The sequence below is a fragment of the Mitsuokella sp. oral taxon 131 str. W9106 genome, from assembly GCF_000469545.1.
Taxonomy (GTDB): domain Bacteria; phylum Bacillota; class Negativicutes; order Selenomonadales; family Selenomonadaceae; genus AWVT01.
The window spans coordinates 64,287-89,758 of record NZ_KI273072.1; the positions used below are offsets into that span (position 1 = coordinate 64,287).

A 25,472-nucleotide genomic window follows, 5' to 3' on the forward strand; every position below is an offset into this window, starting at 1 on the left:
GGCTATGGCAACGAAGGCGTTCGTGATCTTAGACGGCGATTTGGGTGAAGACCTTGTGCCGCGATACCAGCAGGAGAAATCAGCAGGCGCATTTTCCATCGCCGGCTATGCGAGGATCGAGCATTGGCACTTACTCGATGGCATGAAGGGAATGCAGAGGCGGAGCGCGTGCTCCTAAAAGAAATATTGGGGGACACGGGCCATGTATGAAAATGCGCTGACGGAAACCGTGACGGCTTACGTTGCAGTCAAAGAAGGGCAGGATGGAAAAAGGCATGAGCATTATGGTGACGCGCTCGTCGATGCCGCCGATCGAGGAGTATATCGAGGAAATCCGGGATATTTGGCAATCGCGCTGGCTGACCAATATGGGCGAAAAACACCAGGAATTGCAGAAGGCGCTCAAGGCGTACATGAAGGCAGAATACGTTGAGCTGCTCGTCAACGGGCACATGTCACTGGAACTCACGCTGCAGGCAATGAACCTCACCGGTGAGGTCATCACGACGCCGTTCACGTTCGCTTCGACGACACATGCCATCGTGCGCAATGGTCTTACGCCCGTTTTTTGCGATATCAGGGAAGAGGATTACACGATGGATGCGTCGAAGATCGAGCCGCTCATTACCGACCGCACGTCCGCGATCCTGCCCGTCCATGTTTACGGGAACGTCTGTGCGGTGGAGGAGATCGGGCGCATTGCGAAAAAATATGGGCTAAAGGTCATCTACGATGCGGCGCATACGTTCGGCGAATGGTATAAAGGACGCGCCGTTGCAGATTACGGCGATGCCGCCTGCCTGAGTTTCCATGCGACGAAGGTGTTCCATACAATAGAGGGCGGAGCCGTTGTCTACCACGATGCAGAACTCGGACAGAAGCTCTACGATCTGAAGAACTTCGGCATACACGACGCGGAGCACGTCGAGGCTGTCGGCGCGAACGCGAAGATGAATGAGTTTGCCGCTGCAATGGGACTTTGCAACCTGCGGCACTTGGATGAAGAGATGGAAAAACGGAAATGCGTTGTTCTTGCGTACCGCGAGCAGTTGGAGGGCATCAAGGGGATTCGCTTGTGCACGCCGCAAAAGGATCTCGTGCCCAATTATGCGTACTTTCCCATCGTGGTCGAGGAGAACGTATTCGGCAAGACGCGCAACGAAGTATTCGAAGCGCTCGCAGAAGCGGATATCAAGGCGCGCAAGTACTTCTATCCGCTTACCAATACGTTTGACTGTTTTCACGGCAAGTATGATGCGGACGCAACGCCCGTCGCACGCCATATCGCGAACCGCGTGCTGGCGCTGCCGCTCTACGCCGGCCTTCCCGCAGGCGATGCAAGACGCATCTGCAGCACGATAGCGGTACTGGCAGACGCATCGTAACATGGGGAGGAGGAAGGCGCGTGTCGAGAAGTCGGACGGAAGTATACCGCGAGGCCCATGCGAAGTGGGCGGCGGGGCAGTATGGCGAGGCGGAGCATATCATGCGCGCGCTTTGGGAGGGGTCGGATGGCCTTCGCGCACTGCATGAGATGCTGTTCGTCGCGTACGTGCTGCGCGACGAGGGAAAGCCGGTCTCGGAGCTTCGCCTCCTGTTGGATTTGCTGGAGTCATTCCAGAACGACCAAAATGCAGTGCTTCTCGCTGATGCGTGGAGCATGGCAGGGGCGGCTCTTCGCCTGCTGGGCGAGAGCCGCCTCGCCCTCGATGCATTCTTGCAGGCGACAGACATAGAACCGAACGCGGCACAAAAACTGGTTGAGTGCAGCAATGCGATCTTTACGGCAAACGCGATTGAAGGGATTACGTCAGAAGAGATGCAGGAACTCTACGCGGGTTATCGCGCACTCCTTGCAAAGCGTGAAATTGCCCCCTTGGCGCCCGTCCGCTATGCACACGATGCACTTCGTATCGGCTATCTGTCTGCCGACCTTCGGGATCATCCCGTTGCTGCGTTTGTCCAATCGCTTTTTAGAGGATACGATAGAACGCGTTTTTCCATCTACGCATACTCGCTTGCCAAACGCGAAGACGTGGTGACGGAGCGCCTCCGGGCAGGCGGGGCAATTTGGCGTTCGATGCAAGGCGAAACCCATGAGCGTATTGCCGCACAGATTCGCGCCGATGAGATCGATGTGCTCGTTGATCTCGCCGGGCATACGGCAGGAAATGCCCTGCCCGTCTTCGCCTATCGTCCTGCGCCGGTGATGATTTCGGGCATTGGCTACATGGGGAGCACGGGGCTGCTTGAAACACGTGGCTTTCTGTCGGATGTCCATTGCGCACCGGATGCGCAGTCGCCGTACTTTGTCGAGCCGCTTTTGCGCTTGCCGCACAGCCATTTTTGCTATGCGCCGTACAGCAAATTTCCTACACCGGGCGAGCCGCCGTGCCAATCGCACGGCTACGTGACATTCGGCTGTTTCAATCAGTTCGCAAAGGTCACAGATGCGATGCTCGCGAACTGGGCGCAAATCCTTGCCATCCTGCCGGACGCGCATCTCGTGCTCAAGCACAAGCTTCTCGGCATGGAGGAAGGACGCGATTATGCGAGGAAGCGGCTCATGCGACTGGGGCTTCCATTTGATCGCGTAGAGCTGCGCGGCTATACGTCAGACTATCTTACGGAGTACCATGACATCGATATTGCACTCGATACGAGTCCCTATACGGGCGGGCTCACGACGTGCGAGGCGCTCTACATGGGCGTTCCTGTCGTGACGCTCGCAGGTGCGTACCACGGCGCACGCTTCGGCGCGAGCCTCTTGGAAAATGTCGGGCTTGGCGAACTCGTTGCCGGCGATGCGGGCGAATACATCGCACTTGCCGTGCATTTTGCGCATGAATGGGAATTGCTCCGCCTGCTGCGGCAGTCCATTCGCCCGCAGATGGAGTGCTCGCCGCTTATGGATGGAACAGGTTACGTGCGTACCGTGGAAGAAATTTATGAGATGCTCGTATGAATCGATAGCGACTGCCTGAAAGCAAGGCAGGGAACCCATAAAGAAAGAGGTGCCGTCTTATTCCATTGCCGCAGACGATTCTGCACGCATTATGAGCGATAAAAACCTCGTCCTATCAGCGTATGGATTGAAAAAGGAGAGAACTGCCATGATGAAGGAGATTCAATGCGCCGACTTCTCACAGGCCAACCGGGAATTGTTTCTCGACGATGCAAAAAGCCGATTGGGCATGACCTTGTGTGCTGGTTCGTATTGGGTGCAGGGCGTCTTCGATGCGGGCAGCTACGACGTGAATGCCATTGCGGGCAAATACACGGCGATTGCGCATCGCGTCCGGCTGGAGCTCGGACAGAACCACGCGTACCGAAATGTTTCCGCCTATCCGTTTGAAGCGGTTTCCCTGATCGCGGGCGGGAGCGCCGACGGGCACCACAACACCTCGCCGAACCGCAATCAGATCCTCATCGGGAATGATGTTTGGATCGGCTGCGATGTGCTCATCCTGAGCGGCGTTCGCATTGGCGACGGTGCGGTCATCGGCGCGGACGCCGTCGTGACGAAGGACGTGCCACCGTACGCAGTCGTCGTCGGAAATCCCGCGCGCATCGTCAAGTATCGTTTTGACGAAGATACGATAAAGAAGCTGCTCGATATCCGATGGTGGGACTGGGAGCCTGCTGCCATCGAGGAGGCGCGCGGCTATATGCAGGATCCCCGCGCTTTTGTCGATCGCTTTTGGAAGCAGCCGGCGCCGCTGCCCGTGACCGAGTGGACGAAAAGAATTGCGAAGCTGCAGTCGGGCGGCAAAACCGTGTATTACATGCGTGCGGATTTCGGCTCGACCGATGCGGTATGGATGCGCTTCCTCTGCCGCTTTATCGAGCGGTTCGGGGCAGGGGACGAGGCGGCGCTTTGCTTGGAAACGCCGCCTATGGCAGAATGCCCGCATGACTATGCCGTGCTTGCCTGCCTGATCGAGCAGATGGGAAGCCGCGCTCCCGCGCTCCTGACGCATGAGAGCCGCGCGGCGTTTTCGGAGTGCGTGTTTCCTTATGTCGGCGTGTTCCTGACGACGAAGGAAGCCGTTTCGCTCGAAGGCGTCCGTCTTGCGGAGGCGGACGGTGTCCGCGTACGCTACGCCCTCGATGCGCCGCCGTTCCTTTGGCCGATGAAAGAGGAGCATTTGCCGCTGCCGCGAGACGTTTGGAACGCGACGATGGAAAAGTGCATCATGTGGCGGCGGGAGAAACTCCTCGAAATGGTCTTAAAAGGGCGGTACGACGAGGCCATGGCTGCGATCTGGAATATCGCCGCTACGCTGTACGAATACAATCAGTTCTACGTCGACGATGTGACAGAGGCAGCGCTTCGCGCACTGTCCCTGCTGCTGCCCGCAAGTGAAAAGCCCGTCCCGCAGGGACGGCACGAGAGGCGAATCCTCTTTTACGATGCGTTCGGGCTAGACACCCGCGGGCTCGCACAGATTTACCTGCGCGCACTTGCCCCGCTTGCGGATGCGCTCTGCTACATCGCGCCGATCCATGCGCAGGGGAAGATGCCTTCGCTCGAAGCCGCCGTGCATGCGGCGGGCGGGGAGCTCCAGTACCTGCCGCTCGGACCGAACGCGGCGACGTACCAAAGCCTCTGCTCGGTGATCGACGCATTCGCGCCGACGCACAGCTTCCTCTACACGAAGCCGTGGGATGTGACTGGACTGCTCGCGTTCATGCGCCTTGAAGGGCGCAGCGTGCGCTATCAGATCAATCTCACGGACCATGCGTTTTGGCTCGGGCAGAACGCATTTGACTACAGCTTGGAGTTCCGCGATTTCGGCGCCTCACTCTCGCGCGACTTCCGCCGTATCCCTGAGGGGAGGCTGCGCCTTCAGCCGTTCTATCCATTCGTGGAAGAAGGCGTTCCGTTTCAGGGGTTCCCATTTGCGCGTGAGGCGGGCGATTTCGTCATCTTTTCGGGCGGTCAGCTTACGAAGACGATGGACGAGCAGCTCACGTATTATCGGATCGTCGCGCAGATCCTTCTCGACTTCCCGCAGGTGAAATTCTGGTATGCGGGCGTTGGCGACGGGCGATACCTCGCCTCGCTCGCGCAGCAGTTCCCGGGGCGCGTCGTGCACACGGGCGAGCGGCATGATTTGCTCGCCATACTCGAGCACGTCGATATGTATCTCTCTACTTGTCCCGTCGGCGGCGGGCTCATGACGCAGTACGCGGCGCTCGCGGGGAAGCCGCCCTATATCCTCGACTACAATGACTACCACTACGGCTTCCTGCTCGACGAGGCGAATCTCGGCATCCACTTCACGCAGTACGATGCGTTCATGGCGGAGATTCACCGCTATATCGGCGACGCGGATTATAGGCAGAAAAAGGACGCAGCGTTTGCCGCGCACAAGAACCTTCTGACGGCGAAAGAGTTTGCGGCAAATCTGAAGCAGATCGTGGAGACTGGGCAATCGAACTACCCGATTCACTTCTACGATGTCACGCCGAATATCCGCGGACAGGAACGCGTCTTTTTGGCGAATTATAAGAAAGCGCATCCGTTTCATCAGCCGGATTGACATTGGAAAGGAAGTTTGGCCATAGAGCAGTGCAGGGAGGAATCATGGTAACGGTGATGGAACATACGGGCGTTTCGGCAGGGATACGAGAGTTTTGGCTCGATGCAAAGCGGAAGTGGAAGGGCATCACGCTCGGCGCTGGCTCGTATTGCCGGCAGGCTTGGCTCGACGCGGGCAGCCGCAATGCGGATGTGCTCATCGGCCGCTATGCCGTGATCGGCGCAAACGTCCGATTCATCGTCGGGCGTGCGCCAGACTGCCGCGGCGTCACGGCGTTTCCGTTTGAGGCACTGGCGCTCAAGCATGACGCGCATGAGAGTCTCGTGCCCTGCCGCAATCAGGTATGCATTGGAAACGATGCACAGATCGGCGACGATGCGGTCCTTTTTGGCGGCGTACGCATCGGTGACGGCGCGGTTGTCGCGCCGGGTGCTGTCGTAATGGAGAACGTGCCGCCCTACCATGTCGCGGCAGGCAATCCAGCGACGGCAGTTGAGGCGCGCTTCGATGCGAAAACGATACAGAAGCTCCTCGACATATGCTGGTGGGACTGGCCGCAGGAGGAGGTCGGGCAGGCGCGCGGATTCATGGGAGACGCGGACGCTTTCATCGCGCATTTTTGGCGCGAGCCGCCTGCCGCAGAGGAGACGCCATGGTCGCACAAGGCAAGGGCGCTGTACGAGCAGGGCATTCACATCTACTACATGCGCGCGGATTTCGGTTCGGGCGATACGGCATGGGAGCCGCTCGTCTTCGCGTTTCTCACGCGGTTTTCCGTTCGGGACAAGGTCGCACTTTTCCTCGAGATGCCGCCCTCTTCTGTGCATGCCGCTGCCTGTGCGACGCTCTTTGGCCTGCTCGGACAGCGCGGCAGCGACGCACCGCAGGTCGCTGTGCAGGAAATCGAGGAACCCTTCCCGCAGGCGGTATTCCCGTACATCGGAACATTCTTGATGACGAAGGAAGAGGAGTCGCTCCTTGGTCTTCAGCAGGCGGAGCGCTGCGGTGTTCGTGTCGCCTATGCGCTTGATTCGGCGGAGCTGCTCTTTCCGGCAGACGGGCGGCATGAGCCTGTCAAGGGCGGGGCGCACGCGGCAAAGCGGCGCATTTGGGATCAGCGCTTTGCATGGGAGCGTGAACGCATCTTGGATTACCTGCTCGCGCAGAAGACGGAGGCGGCAATGCAGCTCACGGCATCTGTGGCTGAAGCACTCTATGCGTACAATCAGCTCTATGTCGATGATCGTATCGAGAGTTATCTGCGTGCGCTCCAGTTGCTTCTGCCGCAGGTAGGGCAGCGCGCGGGGGAGGCGGGACGCGTCCTCTTTTACGATCGTTTCGGCTACGAATCGCGCGGGCTCGCGCAGATTTACGTGCGCGCGCTCGCCGATCTCGCGGACGCGCTTTGCTACATTGCGCCGGCAGAGGCCGAGGGACGCATCCAAAAGCTCGAGGAAATTGTGCATGCGGCAGGCGGGCAGGTGCTCTATCTCGATCTCGCGCCAACCGTCGCGAACTACACGGCACTCTGCCGCGCCGTGCAGGCGTTCGCGCCCGCGCACAGCTTTCTCTACACCGAGCCACAGGACGTGACGGGCGTGCTCACTTTCATGCAGATGGAGGGCAAGAGCCGCCGATACCAAATCAATCTGACGGATCACGCGTTTTGGCTCGGCGCGAATGCCTTTGACTACAGCCTCGAGTACCGCGACTACGGCGCGGTCATTTCGCGTGACCGCAGGCGCGTGGAAGAAACGCGGATCCTCTATCAGCCGTATTACCCCGTCGTTGACTACGACGTGCCGTTTGCCGGCTATCCCTTCGCGCGTGCGGCAGGTGATTTCATCATCTTTTCGGGCGGCTTTCTCTACAAGACGATGGATGCGGCAGGGACGTATTACCGCTTGGTGGGAACCCTGCTCGCGCGCTTCCCGCAGGTGAAGTTTTGGTATGCGGGATTCGGCGACGACAGCGGCTTGCGCACGCTCATGGAGCGCTATCCTGGACGCGTATTCCATACGACGGAGCGGAAGGATCTTTACCAAATCCTCAAAAACATCGATATGTATCTTAGCACGTGTCCACAGGGCGGCGGGCTTATGACGCAGTACGCGGCGCTCGCAGGAAAGCCGCCGTACATCCTCGACTACAACGGTTTCCATCACGGCTTCCTGCTCCACGAGGAGGAGCTCGGCATTCATTTCTGCGACTACGATGCTTGTCTGGCGGAGCTTTCGCGCTACATCGGCGACGCGGCGTATCGCCGGCAGAAGGACGCGCTTCTCATGAGCCGTGCGCGGCTCATCGACGCAGACGCGTTCCGCGCGAATCTGCAGGAGATCATGGCGCATGGGAAATCACGTTATCCTCTTCATTTTTACGATGCCGACGAAACGATTGCCCGGCAGGAAGAGATCTACTTCGAACGCTTTATTCAAGATGATGCGTGATCGATGCGCGGACGGTGTGCGACATGGAAAGGCTTGGCGAAAGGAATTATTATGAAGATCAGTTTGGCGGTGCTCGATCGGCAGTTTCAACTGCATCAAGCGGAGTATGAGGCGGCAGCGCTTCGTGCGCTGCGTTCGGGCTGGTATATCCTAGGACCCGAGGTCGAAGGGTTTGAGCGCGAGTTTGCCGCTTACGTCGGCACGAAATACGCCGTCGCGGTCAATTCGGGACTCGATGCGCTGACGCTCACCGTCCGTGCGCTGGGAATTGGTGCAGGCGATGAAGTCCTCGTGCCGGCCAATACGTACATTGCGACAGCGCTCGCCGTGACGGAAAACGGCGCGAAGCCCGTATTCGTCGAGCCGGACGAGGCGTACGGAATCGCGGCGGATCGCATCGAGGCGGCGATTACGGAGGCGACGCGCGCCATCATGGTCGTCCACCTCTACGGACAGGCGTCTGATATGGACGCGATCCGCGCTGTCGCCGCACGCCATGCGATCCCCGTTATCGAGGACTGCGCGCAGTCGCATGGCGCACGTTATGCAGGATACATGACGGGCGCGCTCGGACGCGCAGGCTGCTTCAGCTTTTATCCGACGAAGAATCTCGGTGCGTTTGGCGACGCGGGCGCCGTTACGACGGATGATGCGGAGCTCGCCGCCATGCTCCGCAAGCTGCGCAACTACGGCAGCAAAGTCAAGTACCACAACGAGGTCGCGGGCGTGAACTCGCGCATGGACGAGATACAGGCGGCGCTCCTTCGAACGAAGCTGCAGCACCTGCCGGAACTTGTCGCAGAACGTCGGCGCATTGCTGCGCGGTATGATGCGGCGATCCAAAATCCGCACATCGTGCTGCCGAAGGTGCGCGACGCAAAGGGCGATCACGTCTACCATCAGTACGTCGTGCGCACGAAGGCGCGCGACGCGTTTCAAGCGTACCTCAAGGAGGCGGGCATCGAGACCGTCATTCACTACCCGATCCCACCGCATCTCGCGGAGTGCTACGCGCGCCTCGGCGGCAGGCGTGGCGATTTTCCCATCGCGGAACGCTATGCGGATGAAGTGCTCAGCCTGCCGATGTTCAACGGCATGCGTGTGGAAGAGGCCGATTACGTCATCGCGACGATAAATGCATGGAAAGGGGCATGATATGCAGGTCATCAAGTACGTATTCCAGCCGCACGGCGACGCACGCGGGCAGCTCATCGCACTCGAGGAGCTGCGCGACATTCCCTTTCGCATTCGGCGCGTCTATTACATGTACGACACGGGCGAGGGAGTCGTGCGCGGCAAGCACGCGCACAAGTCGCTCGAGCAGATCCTCGTCTGCATCCACGGGAGCTGCAAGGTACGGCTCGACAATGGGCAGGAGCAGAAGATCGTGCCGCTCGAAAAGCCGTACGAAGGGCTGTATGTCGGCAGCAATATGTGGCGCGAGATGTTCGACTTCTCGCCGGATGCCGTCCTGATGGTGCTCGCGTCCGAGCTTTACGACGAGGCGGACTATGTTCGCAGCTACGAGGATTTTCTGAACATGGTGCAGGAAAGCAAAAATGCGAATGAGGAACAGGGATAACGAAAGGATTTCAAGATGGTAGCTATCATTATGGCAGCGGGCGTAGGAAGCCGCATCAGCCGGCATGTGGACAAGCCAAAATGCTTGCTCGAAATTGAAGGCGAATCCATCCTTCGCCGAACCGTGAAAATGCTGCTGCGCAATCACATTTCATCAGTCGTTGTGACCGGATACCAGCATCGGCAGATCGCGCGGGAATTGCAGGACTTGCAGGCAACGCTTCTCCATAACCCCTTTTACCGCGTGACGAACAGCTTAGGGTCGCTGTGGTTTGCACGGGATTATATTCAAGACGACGAGGACGTGATCCTCCTAAATGCCGACGTGTTCTGGGAACAGGATATCCTCGACATTCTCCTTTTGGGAAAGGAGAATGCGCTTCTCCTCGCCGATTCGTCCGTGGAACGCTTGGAGCAGGGCGATTACTTTTTTGGCGTGCACGATGGGACGATCGTGAAGTACGGCAAGGATATGAAACGCGTGGACCGCACACATGAATACGTTGGCGTCGGCATCGTCCGCGCGGCTTTTGTGCCCGTTTTCTGCGATATGATGCAGTACATGATGGATTCTGAGCAGTACAACTGCTGGTGGGAGGATATTCTCTATCGCTGCAGCAGCGATCACGACGTTTACATCCGCGATATTGCCGGCCATTTCTGGGCGGAGGTCGACTACATCGAAGATTACGAGCGGATCATGAATTACATCTGCCAGCGCAATCAAGGCAAGGCGGCCGAGTAGATGCGGCATGAGGCGGCTTGTGAGGAAAGGGAAGGACACGATGGGAAATCGAATCGAGGGAGAAAGCGCGCCTGTCGGCTATGCGGCGATCCAAAATTTCTTTGAGGAGCGCAGCAGCCGTGCGGATGTCAGGAGCAAGTACAATTACGTCCTGTTCCAAGACGACCACCCGGAGCTGGCGGAGAAGCGCGATGCGATGGAAAAGGAACGCATCGGCGCTATCCTGGCGCCGCACATCCATAAGGGAATGTGTGTGCTCGATCTCGGCTGTGGCATCGGGCGCTGGGGCGAGTACTTCCTGACGAAAGGCATACGCTACGTCGGCATGGATGGCAGCGCGGGCATGGTGGAGCGCGGTGCGGAAAACCTTGCGGGCTTTACGGGGAAAAAGCTCTTTCAGGGCTACGTGCAGGACTTCCCAAGACGTCTTGCCGAAGTGGGGGAAAAGGGAGCATTTGACATTCTGCTCGTCAACGGTGTGTTCATGTACCTGAACGATGCGGACTTTGTAAAGGCACTCCACGATCTGCGCGATTACGTTGCTCCTTCGGCACTCATCTACTTGAAGGAGAGCATGGGCGAAACGGAGCGGCTGACGCTGCAGCAGGTCGAGTCGGCAGAACTCAAGCAGGAGTACAGTGCCATTTATCGTTCGATTGCGGAATATCGAAAGGCATTTGAAGAGACATTTTCTGCGCCTTGCTACAAACGGCTGTCGGACGGACCCCTGTTTGCAAGCGGGCGCAACCGGAAAGAAACGCTCGATTATTACTTCGTGTATCAGCGTATTTGATCGGATCGTTGGGAAAGAGAGGATATTGACGTGAATCAGCCAATGCGAATGGGAGCGCACTGTGTCGTAGGAAAGCGCGTCCAAATCGGAGCGCGCGTCGTCTTAGGGCATGGCGTCATCGTCGAGGACGGTGCGGTGCTTGGCGATGACGTCTGGATTGACAGCCATGCGATTGTGCGCGGCAATGCGCGTATTGGAGCGGGCGGTCACATTGGGGCGCACTGCATCATTGCCGAGTATCAGATGGACTTTTGCCGTGATCATGTATTTCGCGAACACCCGCTCGTGATCGGCGCGCATGCACTCATACGCAGCGGCACGATTCTCTATGCAGGGTCGCAGATCGGATCATATTTTATGACGGGGCACAACGTCATGGTGCGCGAGGATGTGACGATCGGCGATCACGTCAGCATCGGCAACTACTCCGACGTGCAGAACGAGGTGCAGATCGGCAGTTACGTCCGCCTGCACAGCAATGACCGCATCGAGCAGCTCTCGCGCATCGACGATTACGTTTGGCTCGCGCCGGGCGTTGAGCTCACGAACGACCCGACGCCGCCGTCGGACGACATGGCCGGCGTGCACGTCCATTCCTTCGCCGTGATCGGCGCACAGGCGACCGTCCTGCCGGGGTGCGAGATCCAGGCGGGAAGCCTTGTCGCAGCGGGCTCTGTCGTGACGAGGGACGTCGCAAAGGAAACGGTCGTCGCGGGCAATCCCGCGCGCTCCATGGGCAGCGTGCGCACGGTGCACCGCAGGGGCGCGCATGCGGAGGAGGCGGCGTACCCGTGGCGCGAGCGCTTCTCGCGTGCGATGCCGTGGGACGGCGTCGGCTATTCGGCGTGGGCAAGAGAGCAAGCGCCCGCAGCGCACAAGGAAAGGCGCAAGATCCGCGTCGCGTTCCTCATGCAGAATCCCTACTGCTGGGACAAGCAACGCCCCGTCTGCGAAACGCTCTGCGCTGATGAGGCTTTCGAGGTGCTCGGTATCGTCGTGCCAGGCTACGAATGCTACGACATCGGCGTGCGTCCGTTCGGCGCATGGGGCGCAGAACACGAATACTTCCATAATCTTTACGACGGGCTCATCGACGCGGTGGGAGGAGACGGAAAGCTCATCGACCTGCGCGACTATGCACCCGATTACGTATTCTATCAGCGCCCCTATAACATCGTCTTTCCGCCTGCGCTGAAGTCGGGCTACGTCGGCCAGTTCGCGAAAGTCTGCTACCTGCCTTACTGCACGAATGACGTGAAGCCGTTTGAGCGCAACATCACGTCCCTGCACGATTTCTTTGATCCTGCGTATCTTTACTTTGCCGAGGGCAGGAGCATGCACGCGGCGTTTTTCCAGGAGTACGGGGCACGTATTGCGGCGGGGACATTTCGAAACGTACTGACAGGCTATCCCGTGCTCGAGCGCGCGTACATGGAGCGCGCGAACTACGTGCCCGGCGAGAAGCTGCGCGTCCTTTGGACGCCGCGCTGGAGGTATGCAAATCCGATCGGAGGCAGTCACTTCCCGCAGTACAAGGATAAGATCATCGCGTGGAAGCAGGCGCATGAAGCGGAAATGGAACTCACGGTCCGTCCCCATCCGCTGCTTTGGCAGAACATGATCAACGAAGGCTTTATGACGCGCGAGACGACGGAGGCGTACAAGGAAAAACTTCGGCAGGCGGGGATTGCGCTCGACGCGAACGCACTTGTCGAGGATACGTTCCGCACGACAGACGTGCTCTTGACGGACAGCTCGTCAATCGTCGATGTGTTCTTCCTCTCCGCGCGTCCCATCATATACTGCCCGTATACGGACGATCTCAACGAGGAGTACCAGCAGATGTTCACAGCGATGTACATCGCGCGAAGCTGGGAAGAAGTCGAACGGTATCTCGCGCTGCTCCTCAGCGGCGAAGATCCGCTGCGCAAGCATCGCGAAGCACTTGTCTCGGAATTTTCGAAACTGCATATCGGCGCGACGCAGCGCGTCGTGGAAACGCTTCGGGAAGACGGCATGAAACAAATCGAAAAGGAGGGAAATCGTGTCCGGGATTGACGCGAAGGAAGCCCTGCAGGATGCTTGGCAGTGCAACGCAGAAGCCGTCTTGGCCTCCGCTATCGTCATGCATGCACTGGGGGAGAGGGCTATCTCCGTCGCGCGCATGAAAGAGGGCATGACGAACGATTCCTTCCTCGTGACGACGCCGCGCGGGAAGTACATCGTTCGCTTGAATGGCATTGGCTCTGGGCACCTCATATCCCGCACGCAGGAAGTGCGGACGTATGCCTTGCTGAAGGGGGTTGGCATCAGTGACGAAGTGCTTGCAATCGATCCGACATACCGAGGCGGGTACAAGATCTCGCGCTACCTGAAGGGCGCGCGCCCATGTGACCCACGTTGCGAGTCGGACGTGCGCCTTGCGATGCAGCACCTTCGCTGTTTTCATGCGCTTCATCTGCATGTCTCCTATGCGTTCGATGTTTTTGCGGAGATACTGCGGTACGAAGCGCTCGTTCGTGAAATAGGGGGGGACATATGTTCGATTGATTATGCCGCGACGAAGGAACGCGTGCTCTCCCTGCAGGTGCTCCTTGAACCGCTTCCCAAAGAGATGGGCCTCGCACATATCGATGTCGTGCCCGATAATGTCCTCTTTTCGGGCGGACGGACGTACCTCATCGACTGGGAGTACGCGGCTCAGGCGGATCAGCATCTCGATCTCGCGATGTTTGCTGTCTATGCGGGTTACGATGAAAAAGAAACGCGTCGGCTGCTCGCGCTTTACTTCGATAGGAAGCCCGCACCGTACATCACGGCAAAGGTCTTTGCCTACATGGCGGCGGCAGGACTCTTATGGAGCAATTGGTGCGCTTTTAAGACATCGTGCGGTGAAACCTTCGGACACTATGCCGACCTTCAGTACGAGTACGCGCGGAGGTTTCCAATCTTAGCACGGCACATATTGGAAGGAGACGGCGATGCATAAAGCCAAACGCGCCGTCATCATGGCGGCAGGGCGCGGCAGCCGCCTCGATCCCTTGACGCGCACCGTGCCGAAACCCTTGCTTCCCGTTCGCGGCAGCACGTTTCTGGAACGTGCCATCGCAGTGCTTCACGAGAGCGGCATTGAGGAAATCCACATTGTCGTCGGCTATCTCGCCATGGCCTTTGCGCCGATTGCCGCACGCGACCGGCGCGTGCATCTCATCGAAAATCCCTATCACGGTTCGTGCAATAATATTTCGTCGCTCTACGTGGCGCGGGCGCATTTGGAGGATGCGGTCATACTCGACGGTGATCAGTGGATTGCCAATCCGATGATCCTTGCCCCACAGTTCGAGCATTCGTGCTATTGCTGCACGAAGCCACAGCGCGAGACGAGGGAATGGCTGCTCACCGCCCCGCACGGACGCGTCGTCTCCTGCAGCCGGACGGGCGGCGTGCCAGGCGCGGCGGACTGGCAGCTTTGGAGCGTGTCATTTTGGACGGCGAAAGACGGACAGAAGCTGCGCCGATTCGTCGAAGAAGACTTTGCGAAAGAGGCGAATCGCGATCTCTACTGGGACGATATCGCGCTCTTTCTGCACCCAGATGCATTTTCACTCGGCATTCGTCCCGTGAAAGAAGGCGACCTAATGGAAATCGATACGTGTGCAGAGCTCGCCGCATTCGATCCTGCCTATCAGACGGCAGCAGGGGAGCAGAGATGATGATGCGCGGAGCAATTGGCATTGGGCTTTTGAGCGGCCTGCTTTGGGGCATCAACAACGTGCTCGTTGCACGGGCTGGGGATATAGCAGGAGAAGCGTTTTTCCTGCCGATCGTATTTGCCTCCTGCAACGACCTTTGTGCGGCGGCAACGCTCCTTTCGATTACCGCGCTGCGCGGGAAGCTATGGACGATGGCTTCCAACCTGCGGTCGGCAGGCGGAAGGCGTGTCGTGCTTGCCGCACTCGTCGGCGGACCTTTCGGGCAAACGATGTATTTTTTCGCGATCGCCAAGGCAGGTGCGGCGCCGGCGCTCCTCGTCACGGCACTCTATCCGATTGTCGGCTGTCTCTTGGCGCGATTCTTCTTGCATCAGGGCATGACGCGGCGCATGTGGGGCGGCATTGTGCTGTCGGTGGCAGGCGCGATGCTCGTCTGCGGCGGAGGCGGTATGGCAGCACATTTTCCTGAATCCTTTTTGTGGGGAATTGCCTGTGCACTTTGTGCTGCGCTCGCGTGGGGGAGCGAGATCGTCCTCGCGATCTTGGGCATGAAGACGGTCGAGCCACATGAGGCGGTCACGCTGCGCGAGGGTGTATCGGGCCTGACGCTCGCCGCAATCGTCCTATGCTTGCCGGAGGCGCGCCTTGCGGCAGGTGCTTTCGTTCTGCAGAGCGAGGCGCTTCTTCTCGTGGCGGCGGGAGTCGCAGGCGGTCTTTCGTACGCCTTTTGGTATCGGGCGAACAACGCGCTCGGCTGTGCGCGCGGAACGGCGACGAATGCGACGTACATGATTTGGGGCGTTGTGCTCGGCGCATTGCTGCATGGCATAGACACCTTGACCGCTTCGGCGGTCTGTGGCTGTGCGCTTATTTTCATCGGTGTCGCCGTCGTCGTATGGCAGCAGGAGGAAGCATGAAACGCGATATGGTTCGGGACGGTTTTTTCGTGACCGTGTCTCGCCAAAGGATTTGGGAAAAGGAACTTGAAATTTTTTCTGTCTTTGATTCGCTTTGTGAAGTGTACGATATTTCTTATTTTGCTGCGTTTTGGACGCTGCTCGGCGCAGCGCGCCACAAGGGATTTATTCCATGGGATGATGACAACTCAGGACTATTTTCGCGAAATGAGGATTGATCCATGACCAGCATTGTGATCCTGAGCTACAATACGCTCGCTTTGACGCGCCTCTGCATCGAGAGCATTCGCACCTATACGGCGGCGGATTCGTACGAGCTGATCGTCGTCGACAATGGCTCGGCAGATGGCTCGCGCACGTGGCTCAAGGAGCAGGAAGATATCCTTCTCCTATGCAACGAGACGAACCGCGGATTTGCAGGCGGCTGCAACCAAGGGATGCGGGCGGCGCACGGGGATAGCCTGCTGCTCCTGAACAGTGATACGATCGTCACACCACATTGGCTTACGAATCTTCGCCGCGCGCTCTTTTCGGCTCCTGACATTGGCGCCGTCGGAGCTATGACGAATGCAGCGTCCAATGGGCAAATGCTTCCCGTGCACTACGATGGACTGGAGCAGATGGAATCGTTTGCGGCGCGGTTCAATGTACCCGATCCATCGAAATGGCAGCCGTGGTTCATGCTCGTCGGATTCTGCCTTCTTATTCGGCGCGAGGCGTACATCGAGATAGGCGAACTTGACGAGGCGTTTAGCCCCGGCTACTACGAGGACGACGACTATGCGATCCGCCTGCGGCAGGCAGGATTCGACATTCTGCTTGCGCAGGATACGTTCATCCATCACTTCGGCTCGGCGTCGTTTCGGAAGGAGAACGATTCGGAAAAGAGTACGAAGATGCAGGCGCTCAATCGCAGAAACCGCGTTTATCTCGGAGAAAAGTGGGGGCTTGGCGAGGACTATGCGCTATCGGTTGATTGCTCCATGCTGCTGCCCGCTGTGCTGCCGAAAAAGGCAAAGGTCACGCTGCTCGATTTTCGCTACGGGAAAAATATCTACCCGCTTCGCGCGCGGCACCCCGAGGCGGAAGTCTGCGGCATCTTAGTCGGCGCGTGCCCTCTGCTGTGCCCATCGCCGCGCGTTGCGGTGCGCCGCGCGGCGAATCTGGCGGAGGCGGCGCATGCCGTGCAGGCGGGACAGGACTTCATTGTCGTGCTCACGCTCGCCGCGTATCAAGAAGAGCAGGAGACGGTTCGCATCCTGCAAACGAAACTAAATGGAAACGGGCAGGTCGTCTACAGCGATGCAAACGGGACGTACCAAATCGGGCGAGTCGGGCGATGAACGGAAACGGCGGAGGCGGGACGCGCAGGCGAACCAAAGGGGCGCAAGATGGAAAAACGGCAGGATATGCAGGAAAACAAGATTACGATTATCGCGCAGTGCGGCGCGGACGGCACGTCTGCCATGCACGCGTACGCGGAGGCGCTGATCGTGCCGGAGGGGTACGAAGCGGAATGCATCGAGATTCCGCACGCAGAATCAGTAGCCGCGGCGTACCAGCGTGCGATGGAGCAGAGCTCCGCAAAGTACAAGGTCTATCTTTCTGCCGGCAGCGTCATCGTCAAGGCGGATTTTCTCGCCGAGATGATTCGGATCTTTACGGCGGACGAGACGATCGGACTCATCGGCGCCGTCGGCACGGATCAGCTCTCGGCGAGCGGCATCATGGCGCGGTCGCCGCGCATTTACGGACGCCTGCTCTACTGGGACGGAAGCCAGTTCTCAGGAGAACAGGCGGCGGACGGCGTGCAGGATGTGATGGCGGTCACGGGCGAACTCATCGCGACGCAGTACGATACGGACTGGCGCTGCGACCTCTTTGTGCATGACTGCTTTTGGTCGGAGGCGCAGTGCGCAGAGTTTCGACGGCGCGGTCTTCGCGCCGTCGTGCCGCAGCAGGCGGAGGCGTGGGTGCTCGCAGCGAAGAACGCGCCCTTTCATGCGCCGAGCAGGGAGGTTTTCCTCGATACGTATTCCAAGGACATTTACCCGCTCGTTTCCATCGTCATTCCGACGTACCGCACGGAATTTTTCCGGCAGGCGCTTTTGAGCGTGCTCGCGCAGACATACCGCAATCTCGATATTTTTGTGACGGACAACGCCAAGGACAATGGGACAGAGGAGATGATGGCGCGCGCGTTTTCGGACGACGCGCGCATCCACTACGAGCACCATGCCGGCTACACGCCCGAGGAGAACTGGGCGCGTGCGCGCGCCTATGACAATCCCAATGCGGAGTATGTCAACTGGCTCATGGACGATGACCTCTTTCTGCCCGAAAAGATCGAAACGATGATCGACTACTTCTTCGCGAATCCCGGCATCAGTCTCGTGACATCGTACCGCGAATGCATCGACGAAAACGGGAATAAATTGCCCGATCTTCCCTATACGAAGCCGTTTGTACACCATGTGACGCGGATTCGCGGCGAGGAGCTTGGCGCGTATATCCTGCGGCACTGCATCAATGTCGTCGGCGAGCCGACGACGCCGCTCGTGCGCAAGGCGTTTCTGCTGGACGGGCACGATCTCGGCTGGACAGGGTGCGAGGGACGCTATCTGATTTCGGACTTTCCGACGTGGCTGCGCCTTTTGGCGCAGGGCGATGCGATTTATTTGCCGCAGCCGCTGAGCCGATTCCGCATGCACGAGGGCAATGAGAACTGGGATCCAGTCGTGCGGTGCAAGGGATACGTCTGCATGGCGATGGAAATCGAGGAAGCGATTCGGCGCAATGTCTTTCTGAACACGGCAAAGGAACGGCGCGAGGCGATCACCGTCTGGCTCGCCATCGTCTCGGACTTTCTGCAGGAAGCGAAGTGCGCTGAGGCACTCGGCGAATGGCAGGACGTGCAGATGCTCATGCAGTGGGTTGCCGCCATGGCGGCAGCACCGCAGGAAGACTACCAGATCCAGTTTGGCAGCGGTTCGGCGATGGCGCGGCTGATTCAGCAGGAGGCAGGAACATGATGCAGGATGATTGGATCCACGTATGCTACGCCATGCACGATGGCGGCGGCTTTGCCAAATACGTCGGCACGAGCATGGCATCCCTGCTCGCGAACACGAAGGCGCGTGTCGCGCTTCATCTTCTGCACGACGCGACGCTGACGGAGGAAGACCGCGCGAAATTTTCCGCGCTCGTTTCGCGCTATGGGGCGCGCGCACGGATCGCGTTCTATCTGCTGGAGCAGCTCGCGGCGGAGCGGATTGCGTATCTCACGCGGGAAATTGCGGGCATGGCGGAATCGCGCTTCGGTCCTGCGGCACTCTATCGCCTGCTCGCAGCAGACGTCCTGCCGAAGGATATTTCGCGCATCATCTACCTCGACGCCGATACGGTCGTGAACCTCGACATCGCCGCGCTCTACGCGGAGCGGACGGGGGAAAACGGCTTTGCCGTCTGCCGCGAGGACGTGGTCACGCGCAGCCTTCCTGCACCGCAGTACCTGCGTACGGCGGGGCTTGTGGCAGGAGGGAAATACTTCAATTCGGGCGTCCTGCTCATCGACCTTGCGGCGTACCGGCACTGCGTGCATGATGTGCTTGCGGGCGGCGTGCAGCTCCTGCGGAAATGCCCGGAATGTTTCTGCTACGATCAGGACATCCTGAATTTCTTCTTCGCGGAGGGGGCAGCGGACCTGCCGCTTCGCTACAATGATTTCGTCGTGTCCGCACGCCGCGTCGGGGAACGGGAGATAAAACCGCATATCTATCACTACGCGGGCAAGGCGCTCGACGTCATGGCGACGGAAGACGCGTACAACCGGCTCTTCGTGCATTGCTTCGCGCAGACGCCGTGGTACGACGCTGCCTTCCTCATGCGCCTGACGGAACATCTGCGCACCGCCTACGAATCGCGCAAGAAAACGCTCGCCCGCATGACGGATCTCGCCGCAGGGCGCATGCGGCAGCTCTACGGAAGTGCGGCGATGGAACCCGCGGTGTGCGATGCCTTTGCGCTCCGCGCTGGTGAGTCGTACCGTATCGTCGTCGATGCGGCAGGCGAGCTCGTCGTCGGGCGGCTCATCGCCGCGATGAAAGAGAAGCGCGATGGCTTGCACATTTTCTTCTTCGATGGCTACGATGCGCTCGCGCCACATCTCGTGCGGGCAGGATTTGAAAAGGAAAAGGATTTTTTCGACGGGCGCATATTCCTGCCTGCCGGATCGGGCGGCTGGCAACTGTCGGGGACGGATCTTTTCGATGGGCTGTAGGGCATAGCCTTCGCGCGGCATGACGTGTGACAGGGAAGGGATGGAAATATGAAAAAGAACGATGCTTCGTATCCGATAATGGCGGGCAGGAAGCTTTTTACGGCAGGGCCTGTTCGAGAGATTCGCAGCGTGTTGAAAGCAGAGGCACGGGGAAGCGCGTATATGCGCACCGATGATTTTCGGAACTACACGAAGGCCTTGTGCACGAAACTGCAGGCCGTCTTGGAAACGCAGAACCCTGTCCTGCTGGTTGCGTGCTCTGGGACCGGCGTCATGGAAATGGCCGTTGTCAACACGCATCCGCAGATGGCGCTTGTCATCGGGAACGGCCATTTTGCCCACCGTTGGGCAGAGATCTTGGACAGTCATGGATTCCCCTATCATGTATGCGCAGATGACACGTATGCGGGCGTGGAAGAATATTATCGGCACGATGGAAGCAAATACACGTATGATGTCGTGTTCGGTACATTTTGCGAATCATCGACGGGAAGATTGCTGTCGGAGATTCCTAAAATCAGCGAACGAATTCATCGCAACAAGGGGATCTTCGTGCTCGACGCGGTTTCCGGGCTTGTCGTGAACCCGTTGAAGACAGATGAATGGGGCGTGGACATGGTCATATCCTGCGCACAGAAAGGATTTGGCGTGGCGCCCGGCCTTTCCATCATCAGCCCAAGCGACCGTGCGCTTGCCCTGTGCAGACAGCGGCCGTGCACGAGCTATTACTTCGACATTGCCCGCTATGTGGAAGACTACCAAAGAGGCAGCACGCCGTACACGCCGCCGGTATCGCTCATGCATGCGCTCGACAAATCCTGCGACTTCATTCTGAGGCAGGGGGGCAAGTATATCCAAACTTGTGCCAAGCGGACGGGAGAGCTGCGCGAGCAGATGAAAGGGCTGGGCTTTTCCATTACGGATGAGGCACATCTTGGAAACTGCATCACGGAGTTCTCCGTGCCGGATGCATGGCATAAGGCCGGCATTTCCTGCGATGCGATCGTAAGCCGCCTGCGCGTCATGGGCTATGAGACGGTGCCGAAGGATCAAAAGTCTTTCCGCGTCGGCAACTATAATATCTTCCGCGCAGAGGAAATCCGGGATTTCGTGTCAGCGGTCCGAACCGTGCTCCGTTCGATGGAGCGCAATCTCCAAGCGCATTAAGGAAGAGCAGGGCTGCCTGCCGGATGGGTTGGGATCAGGGAAAGCATCTTGTCAAAAAACGCGATTTTTCGTATAATGGAAAGCGATAAAGTGAGCGGATAAAAGACAGATGGACAGGCGGCGCCCGTTCATCTGTCTTTCCGTGCGGAATTGCGTAAGGTAATGGAAGGACGGAACGTCGGTTTGGAAGGAAAGCTGAAATTATACGGGTTCAACAACCTGACGAAATCCTTGAGTTTCAATATTTTCGATATTTGCTACGCGAAGTCGCAGCGCGAGCAGCGCGACTACATCGAGTACGTCGACGAGCAGTACAACTCCGAGCGGCTGACGAATATCCTGCTGCACGTGACGGAGATGATCGGCGCGCACGTCCTCAGCGTCTCGAAGCAGGACTACGACCCGCAGGGCGCGAGCGTCGCCTGCCTCATTTCCGAGGAGAACGCAGCGGGCGGAAAGAGACCCGTCTTGAAAGTGGGCGATGAGATCCTCGCACACCTCGACAAGAGCCATGTGACGGTACACACGTACCCAGAGTTCCACCCCGAGACGAGCATCGCGACGTTCCGCGTCGATATCGACGTCGCGACGTGCGGCGAGATCACGCCCTTGAAGACACTCGATTACCTCATCGGCCAGTTCGACTCGGACATCATCACGATGGACTACCGCGTGCGCGGCTTTACGCGCGACGTCAAAGGGCGGAAGCTATTCCTCGACGACAACCTCGCCTCGATACAGGAATACATCAAGGCGGAGACGCTCGCGGTCTACGATGCGATGGACATCAACGTCTACCAGGCGAATCTTTTCCATACGCGTATGCTCATCAAGGAAATCGAGCTGCGCGATTACCTTTTCAACACGGATATTTACGAGATTCCGCCGAAGGAGCGTCTTGCGATCAGCAACAGCCTGCGGCGCGAGATGATTGAGATATACAGCGGGCGCAACGTGTTCTGAGATGATTCGCACGATTGGCGCAACGCACTCAAATGCGGAATGGGAGGAGCATCGTTGGAACGAATCGACTGCCATACACAGGAACGCGCACCCATCCTGGAGGCGCTCGAAGAATTCAAATCGCGGCGCATCGTGCCGTTTGACGTGCCGGGGCACAAGCGCGGGCGCGGCAATGCGGAGCTCGCGGGCTTTTTGGGCGATGCGTGCCTGTCCGTCGACGTCAATTCCATGAAAATGCTCGATAACCTCTGCCACCCCGTGTCCGTCATTCGCGAGGCGGAAGCGCTCGCGGCAGAGGCGTTTGGCGCGGCGCACGCGTTTTTCATGGTCGGCGGCACGACGTCCTCCGTGCAGGCGATGATTCTCACGGCGGCGAAGCGCGGCGAAACGATCATCCTGCCGCGCAACGTCCACAGGAGCGTCATCAACGCGATGATTCTCTCCGGCGCCGTTCCCGTCTACGTCAACCCGCAGACGGATGAGCGGCTCGGCATCTCGCTCGGCATGCGCTTCGAAGACGTCGAGCGCGCGATCCTTTCGCACCCCGACGCGAAGGCGGTCTTCGTCAACAATCCGACGTATTACGGCATCTGCTCGAATCTGCGCGCCATCACGGATCTCGCGCACGCGCACGGCATGATGCTGCTCGCCGACGAGGCGCACGGCACCCATTTTTACTTTCACGATGACCTCCCCGAAGCCGCCATGCATGCGGGGGCGGACATGGCGTCGATCAGCATGCACAAGTCGGGCGGCTCGCTCACGCAGAGCTCCATGCTGCTCATCGGGCCGAACGTCCACGCGGGCTACGTCCATCAGATCATCAATCTCACGCAGACGACGAGCGCCTCGTACCTGCTGCTCGTGAGTCTCGACATCTCACGACGCAACCTCGCGATTCGCGGGCGCGAGATGGTGGGGAACGTCATCCGCCTCGTCGCGTACGCGCGCGACGAGATCAACGCCATCGGCGATTACTATGCCTATGGCCGCGAGCTTATCGACGGCGATGCCGTCTGCGATTTCGATGTGACGAAGCTCTCGGTCTACACGCGTTCCGTCGGGCTTGCGGGTATCGAGGTCTACGACCTCCTGCGCGACGAGTACGACATCCAGACGGAGTTCGGCGACATCGCAAACCTGCTCGCCTACGTTTCCGTCGGCGATCGTCCGAAGGACATCGAGCGGCTCGTCGCCGCGCTCTCCGAAATCCGCCGCAATTACCGCAAGGATTCTTCCAAGATGCTGAGGGCGGAGTACATCGACCCCGAAGTCGTTGCCGCGCCGCAGGAGGCCTTCTACGCGGAAAAGGAGTCGCTCCCCATCGAGGAGACGGCGGGCAGGGTCTGCAGCGAGTTCGTCATGTGCTACCCGCCGGGCATTCCGATCCTGGCGCCCGGCGAGCGCATCACGGACGAAATCCTGGCCTACGTCCGCTACGCGAAGAAAAAGGGCTGCCAAATGACGGGACCGGAGGATATGAGCCTGCGTCGGCTCAACGTGATGAAATAGAGGGATTTGCATGAATCTTTGGTTTACGGAGCATCATACGCCGCACGTGCGTTTTTCGATCCAAGTGGATCGCCAGATCTACTCGGCGCAGAGCGAGTTTCAGCGCATTGACATTTTCGAGTCCGAGGAGTTTGGGCGATTTTTGACGCTCGACGGCTACATGATGCTGACGGAGAAGGACGAGTTCATCTACCATGAGATGATGGTGCACGTGCCGATGTGCGTGCATAAGGACGTGCGCGACGTGCTCGTGATCGGCGGCGGAGACGGCGGGACGGTGCGCGAGCTGCTGCGCTACGGGAAAATCCGCCGCATCGACCTCGTCGAGATCGACGCGCTCGTCGTCGAGGCGTGCGGGAAGTACCTGCCGCAGACGGCCGCGGGGCTAAGGGATCCGCGCGTTTCCATCCACTACGAGGACGGGCTGAAGTTCGTGCGCCACGCGCACGATGCCTACGACCTCATTCTCGTCGACTCGACTGACCCGTTCGGCCCGGGCGAAGGGCTTTTCACGAAAGAGTTTTACGGGAACTGCTGCAAGGCGCTGCGCGAGGACGGCATTATGGTCAATCAGCACGAGAGCCCGTTTTATGCGGCGGACGCCGAGGCGATGCAGCGCGCGCACAAGCGCATTGCGCTCTCGTTCCCGATCTGCCGCGTCTATCAGGCGCACATCCCGACGTACCCGTCGGGGCATTGGCTCTTCGGCTTCGCCTCGAAGCGCTACGCGCCGGTCCTAGGCGTCGACTGGGCGCGCTGGAAGGCGCTCAAAATCCCGACGCGCTATTACAACACGAAACTGCACGCGGGCGCGTTTGCCCTGCCGACGTATGTGGAGGAGATGCTGCGCCATGTTGAAGGATAATGTCGAAACGTTTCTCGGCTGCGATACGCCGTACGGGGAAGCGCGCATCGTGCTCTTCGGCGCGCCGTTCGACTCGACGACGTCGTTTCGCCCCGGCACGCGCTTTGCGAGCCGCACGATGCGCGCGGAATCATACGGGCTGGAGACGTACAGTCCGTATCTCGACCTCGACATGGAGGAGGCGCGCGTTTTCGACGGCGGCGACCTCGAACTCTGCTTCGGCGATACGGAGCGCGCGCTCGGCGATATCGAAGCGTTTGCGCACGGCATCCTCATGGACGGGAAAAAGCCTTTCCTCGTCGGCGGCGAGCATCTCGTGACCTTGCCCGTCCTGCGCGCGATGAAGGAGAGGTATGACGATCTCGCCATCCTCCATTTCGACGCGCATACGGATCTGCGCGAGGAATACCTTGGCGCGCGGCTCTCGCACGCGACGGTCATGCGCCGCGCCTGGGAGCTCGTCGGCGACGGGGGGCTCTTTCAATTCGGCATACGGAGCGGCGAGCGCGCGGAATTCTACTGGGCGCGCGAGCACACGCAGTTGCAGAAGTTCGACTTCACGGGACTGCAGGAAACGATGGAGCGGCTTGCAGGGCGCCCCGTCTACCTCACCGTCGATCTCGACGTGCTCGATCCGAGCGTCTTCCCCGGCACGGGGACGCCGGAGCCGGGCGGCGTGACGTTCCTCGATTTGCTCGGTGCCGTGCGCTGCGTCCTGCGCCATGATCCTATCGTCGGCTGCGACATGGTGGAGCTCTCGCCGCACTACGACGCGAGCGGCGCATCGACGGCCGCCGCGCTGAAGCTTTTGCGCGAAATGCTGCTCGCATGGGAAGCGCCGCAGATCCGCGCTGCAATATGAGGGATTGCCTGCATGGGAGAACATGAGACGAACGTACGGAAGGACGAACGTACGGAAGGGAAGCATGAAAAGAATGCGT

The 25,472-nt window shown here is 59.2% G+C and carries 21 protein-coding genes and 1 pseudogene; all 22 read left to right on the forward strand.

Annotated elements, in window-relative coordinates; translation table 11 throughout:
* Nucleotides 1-4 precede the first annotated feature (4 nt).
* A complete protein-coding gene (locus HMPREF1985_RS11375) occupies nucleotides 5-178 on the forward strand; it encodes a hypothetical protein (protein WP_021772502.1) in 174 nt (57 codons plus the stop codon).
* Nucleotides 179-275: 97 nt separating this feature from the next.
* A complete protein-coding gene (locus HMPREF1985_RS10030; RefSeq protein WP_040637649.1) occupies nucleotides 276-1,385 on the forward strand; it encodes a DegT/DnrJ/EryC1/StrS family aminotransferase in 1,110 nt (369 codons plus the stop codon).
* A 20-nt stretch (nucleotides 1,386-1,405) separates the two neighbouring features.
* The gene (locus HMPREF1985_RS10035; RefSeq protein ID WP_021772504.1) at nucleotides 1,406-2,965 is read left to right on the forward strand and encodes an O-linked N-acetylglucosamine transferase, SPINDLY family protein; all 1,560 of its coding nucleotides are present in this window, start codon (nucleotides 1,406-1,408) and stop codon (nucleotides 2,963-2,965) included.
* A gap of 457 nt (nucleotides 2,966-3,422) precedes the next feature.
* Nucleotides 3,423-3,567 (forward strand): annotated as a pseudogene (locus HMPREF1985_RS11855) (antibiotic acetyltransferase); the annotation flags it as partial.
* A gap of 2,023 nt (nucleotides 3,568-5,590) precedes the next feature.
* The gene (locus HMPREF1985_RS10900; protein ID WP_021772506.1) at nucleotides 5,591-7,996 is read left to right on the forward strand and encodes a CatB-related O-acetyltransferase; all 2,406 of its coding nucleotides are present in this window, start codon (nucleotides 5,591-5,593) and stop codon (nucleotides 7,994-7,996) included.
* 51 nt (nucleotides 7,997-8,047) lie between these two features.
* Entirely contained in the window at nucleotides 8,048-9,151 is a 1,104-nt protein-coding gene (locus tag HMPREF1985_RS10050) for a DegT/DnrJ/EryC1/StrS family aminotransferase (RefSeq protein WP_040637628.1), read from the forward strand.
* A 1-nt stretch (nucleotide 9,152) separates the two neighbouring features.
* On the forward strand, nucleotides 9,153-9,578 hold the full coding sequence (locus HMPREF1985_RS10055; protein ID WP_040637653.1) for a sugar 3,4-ketoisomerase: 426 nt from the start codon (nucleotides 9,153-9,155) through the stop codon (nucleotides 9,576-9,578).
* 15 nt (nucleotides 9,579-9,593) lie between these two features.
* Nucleotides 9,594-10,322, forward strand: coding sequence for a phosphocholine cytidylyltransferase family protein (locus HMPREF1985_RS10060; protein WP_021772509.1), 729 nt, complete (start codon nucleotides 9,594-9,596; stop codon nucleotides 10,320-10,322).
* A gap of 19 nt (nucleotides 10,323-10,341) precedes the next feature.
* Nucleotides 10,342-11,115 (forward strand): class I SAM-dependent methyltransferase, encoded by a 774-nt coding sequence (locus HMPREF1985_RS10065; protein ID WP_231385197.1) that lies wholly within the window; start codon nucleotides 10,342-10,344, stop codon nucleotides 11,113-11,115.
* 30 nt (nucleotides 11,116-11,145) lie between these two features.
* Complete coding sequence (locus HMPREF1985_RS11500) at nucleotides 11,146-13,173, forward strand: CDP-glycerol glycerophosphotransferase family protein (RefSeq protein ID WP_196805405.1); 2,028 nt, start codon at nucleotides 11,146-11,148, stop codon at nucleotides 13,171-13,173.
* Nucleotides 13,160-14,104: a choline/ethanolamine kinase family protein gene (locus tag HMPREF1985_RS10075; RefSeq protein WP_021772512.1), complete on the forward strand. Its 945-nt coding sequence runs from the start codon at nucleotides 13,160-13,162 to the stop codon at nucleotides 14,102-14,104. Before HMPREF1985_RS11500 ends, HMPREF1985_RS10075 begins: the two co-directional genes overlap by 14 nt.
* Nucleotides 14,097-14,828, forward strand: coding sequence for an NTP transferase domain-containing protein (locus HMPREF1985_RS10080; protein ID WP_021772513.1), 732 nt, complete (start codon nucleotides 14,097-14,099; stop codon nucleotides 14,826-14,828). Before HMPREF1985_RS10075 ends, HMPREF1985_RS10080 begins: the two co-directional genes overlap by 8 nt.
* Entirely contained in the window at nucleotides 14,825-15,745 is a 921-nt protein-coding gene (locus tag HMPREF1985_RS10085) for a DMT family transporter (RefSeq protein WP_021772514.1), read from the forward strand. Before HMPREF1985_RS10080 ends, HMPREF1985_RS10085 begins: the two co-directional genes overlap by 4 nt.
* Entirely contained in the window at nucleotides 15,742-15,963 is a 222-nt protein-coding gene (locus HMPREF1985_RS10090) for a LicD family protein (protein WP_021772515.1), read from the forward strand. The genes HMPREF1985_RS10085 and HMPREF1985_RS10090 overlap by 4 nt, the downstream gene beginning before the upstream one ends.
* A 3-nt stretch (nucleotides 15,964-15,966) precedes the next feature.
* Nucleotides 15,967-17,088: a glycosyltransferase family 2 protein gene (locus HMPREF1985_RS10095; RefSeq protein ID WP_021772516.1), complete on the forward strand. Its 1,122-nt coding sequence runs from the start codon at nucleotides 15,967-15,969 to the stop codon at nucleotides 17,086-17,088.
* A 48-nt stretch (nucleotides 17,089-17,136) separates the two neighbouring features.
* Nucleotides 17,137-18,777, forward strand: a complete 1,641-nt coding sequence (locus tag HMPREF1985_RS10100) for a glycosyltransferase (RefSeq protein WP_021772517.1) — start codon at nucleotides 17,137-17,139, stop codon at nucleotides 18,775-18,777.
* Nucleotides 18,774-20,024, forward strand: coding sequence for a glycosyltransferase family 8 protein (locus HMPREF1985_RS10105; protein WP_021772518.1), 1,251 nt, complete (start codon nucleotides 18,774-18,776; stop codon nucleotides 20,022-20,024). The genes HMPREF1985_RS10100 and HMPREF1985_RS10105 overlap by 4 nt, the downstream gene beginning before the upstream one ends.
* A gap of 48 nt (nucleotides 20,025-20,072) precedes the next feature.
* The gene (locus HMPREF1985_RS10110) at nucleotides 20,073-21,191 is read left to right on the forward strand and encodes a pyridoxal-phosphate-dependent aminotransferase family protein (protein WP_021772519.1); all 1,119 of its coding nucleotides are present in this window, start codon (nucleotides 20,073-20,075) and stop codon (nucleotides 21,189-21,191) included.
* A 162-nt stretch (nucleotides 21,192-21,353) separates the two neighbouring features.
* Entirely contained in the window at nucleotides 21,354-22,154 is an 801-nt protein-coding gene (gene speD / locus HMPREF1985_RS10115) for an adenosylmethionine decarboxylase (protein ID WP_021772520.1), read from the forward strand.
* Between the two features lie 39 nt (nucleotides 22,155-22,193).
* Nucleotides 22,194-23,666, forward strand: a complete 1,473-nt coding sequence (locus HMPREF1985_RS10120; RefSeq protein WP_021772521.1) for an aminotransferase class I/II-fold pyridoxal phosphate-dependent enzyme — start codon at nucleotides 22,194-22,196, stop codon at nucleotides 23,664-23,666.
* 10 nt (nucleotides 23,667-23,676) lie between these two features.
* Nucleotides 23,677-24,531 carry a polyamine aminopropyltransferase gene (gene speE / locus HMPREF1985_RS10125; RefSeq protein WP_021772522.1) on the forward strand — a complete coding sequence of 285 codons (855 nt, stop codon included), beginning with the start codon at nucleotides 23,677-23,679 and terminating at the stop codon, nucleotides 24,529-24,531.
* Nucleotides 24,518-25,393, forward strand: coding sequence for an agmatinase (gene speB / locus HMPREF1985_RS10130; protein WP_155943555.1), 876 nt, complete (start codon nucleotides 24,518-24,520; stop codon nucleotides 25,391-25,393). The genes speE and speB overlap by 14 nt, the downstream gene beginning before the upstream one ends.
* Nucleotides 25,394-25,472 lie beyond the last annotated feature (79 nt).

Excerpts from the sequence above, each read along its gene's own strand:
- HMPREF1985_RS11375 (WP_021772502.1), top strand. The coding sequence starts at position 5 with ATGGCAACGAAGGCGTTCGTGATCTTAGACGGCGATTTGGGTGAAGAC.
- HMPREF1985_RS10030 (WP_040637649.1), top strand. The coding sequence starts at position 276 with ATGAGCATTATGGTGACGCGCTCGTCGATGCCGCCGATCGAGGAGTAT.
- HMPREF1985_RS10900 (WP_021772506.1), top strand. The coding sequence starts at position 5,591 with ATGGTAACGGTGATGGAACATACGGGCGTTTCGGCAGGGATACGAGAG.
- HMPREF1985_RS10050 (WP_040637628.1), top strand. The coding sequence starts at position 8,048 with ATGAAGATCAGTTTGGCGGTGCTCGATCGGCAGTTTCAACTGCATCAA.
- HMPREF1985_RS10055 (WP_040637653.1), top strand. The coding sequence starts at position 9,153 with ATGCAGGTCATCAAGTACGTATTCCAGCCGCACGGCGACGCACGCGGG.
- HMPREF1985_RS10060 (WP_021772509.1), top strand. The coding sequence starts at position 9,594 with ATGGTAGCTATCATTATGGCAGCGGGCGTAGGAAGCCGCATCAGCCGG.
- HMPREF1985_RS10080 (WP_021772513.1), top strand. The coding sequence starts at position 14,097 with ATGCATAAAGCCAAACGCGCCGTCATCATGGCGGCAGGGCGCGGCAGC.
- HMPREF1985_RS10085 (WP_021772514.1), top strand. The coding sequence starts at position 14,825 with ATGATGATGCGCGGAGCAATTGGCATTGGGCTTTTGAGCGGCCTGCTT.
- HMPREF1985_RS10090 (WP_021772515.1), top strand. The coding sequence starts at position 15,742 with ATGAAACGCGATATGGTTCGGGACGGTTTTTTCGTGACCGTGTCTCGC.
- HMPREF1985_RS10095 (WP_021772516.1), top strand. The coding sequence starts at position 15,967 with ATGACCAGCATTGTGATCCTGAGCTACAATACGCTCGCTTTGACGCGC.
- HMPREF1985_RS10100 (WP_021772517.1), top strand. The coding sequence starts at position 17,137 with ATGGAAAAACGGCAGGATATGCAGGAAAACAAGATTACGATTATCGCG.
- HMPREF1985_RS10105 (WP_021772518.1), top strand. The coding sequence starts at position 18,774 with ATGATGCAGGATGATTGGATCCACGTATGCTACGCCATGCACGATGGC.
- HMPREF1985_RS10110 (WP_021772519.1), top strand. The coding sequence starts at position 20,073 with ATGAAAAAGAACGATGCTTCGTATCCGATAATGGCGGGCAGGAAGCTT.
- speD (WP_021772520.1), top strand. The coding sequence starts at position 21,354 with ATGGAAGGACGGAACGTCGGTTTGGAAGGAAAGCTGAAATTATACGGG.
- HMPREF1985_RS10120 (WP_021772521.1), top strand. The coding sequence starts at position 22,194 with ATGGGAGGAGCATCGTTGGAACGAATCGACTGCCATACACAGGAACGC.
- speE (WP_021772522.1), top strand. The coding sequence starts at position 23,677 with ATGAATCTTTGGTTTACGGAGCATCATACGCCGCACGTGCGTTTTTCG.
- speB (WP_155943555.1), top strand. The coding sequence starts at position 24,518 with ATGTTGAAGGATAATGTCGAAACGTTTCTCGGCTGCGATACGCCGTAC.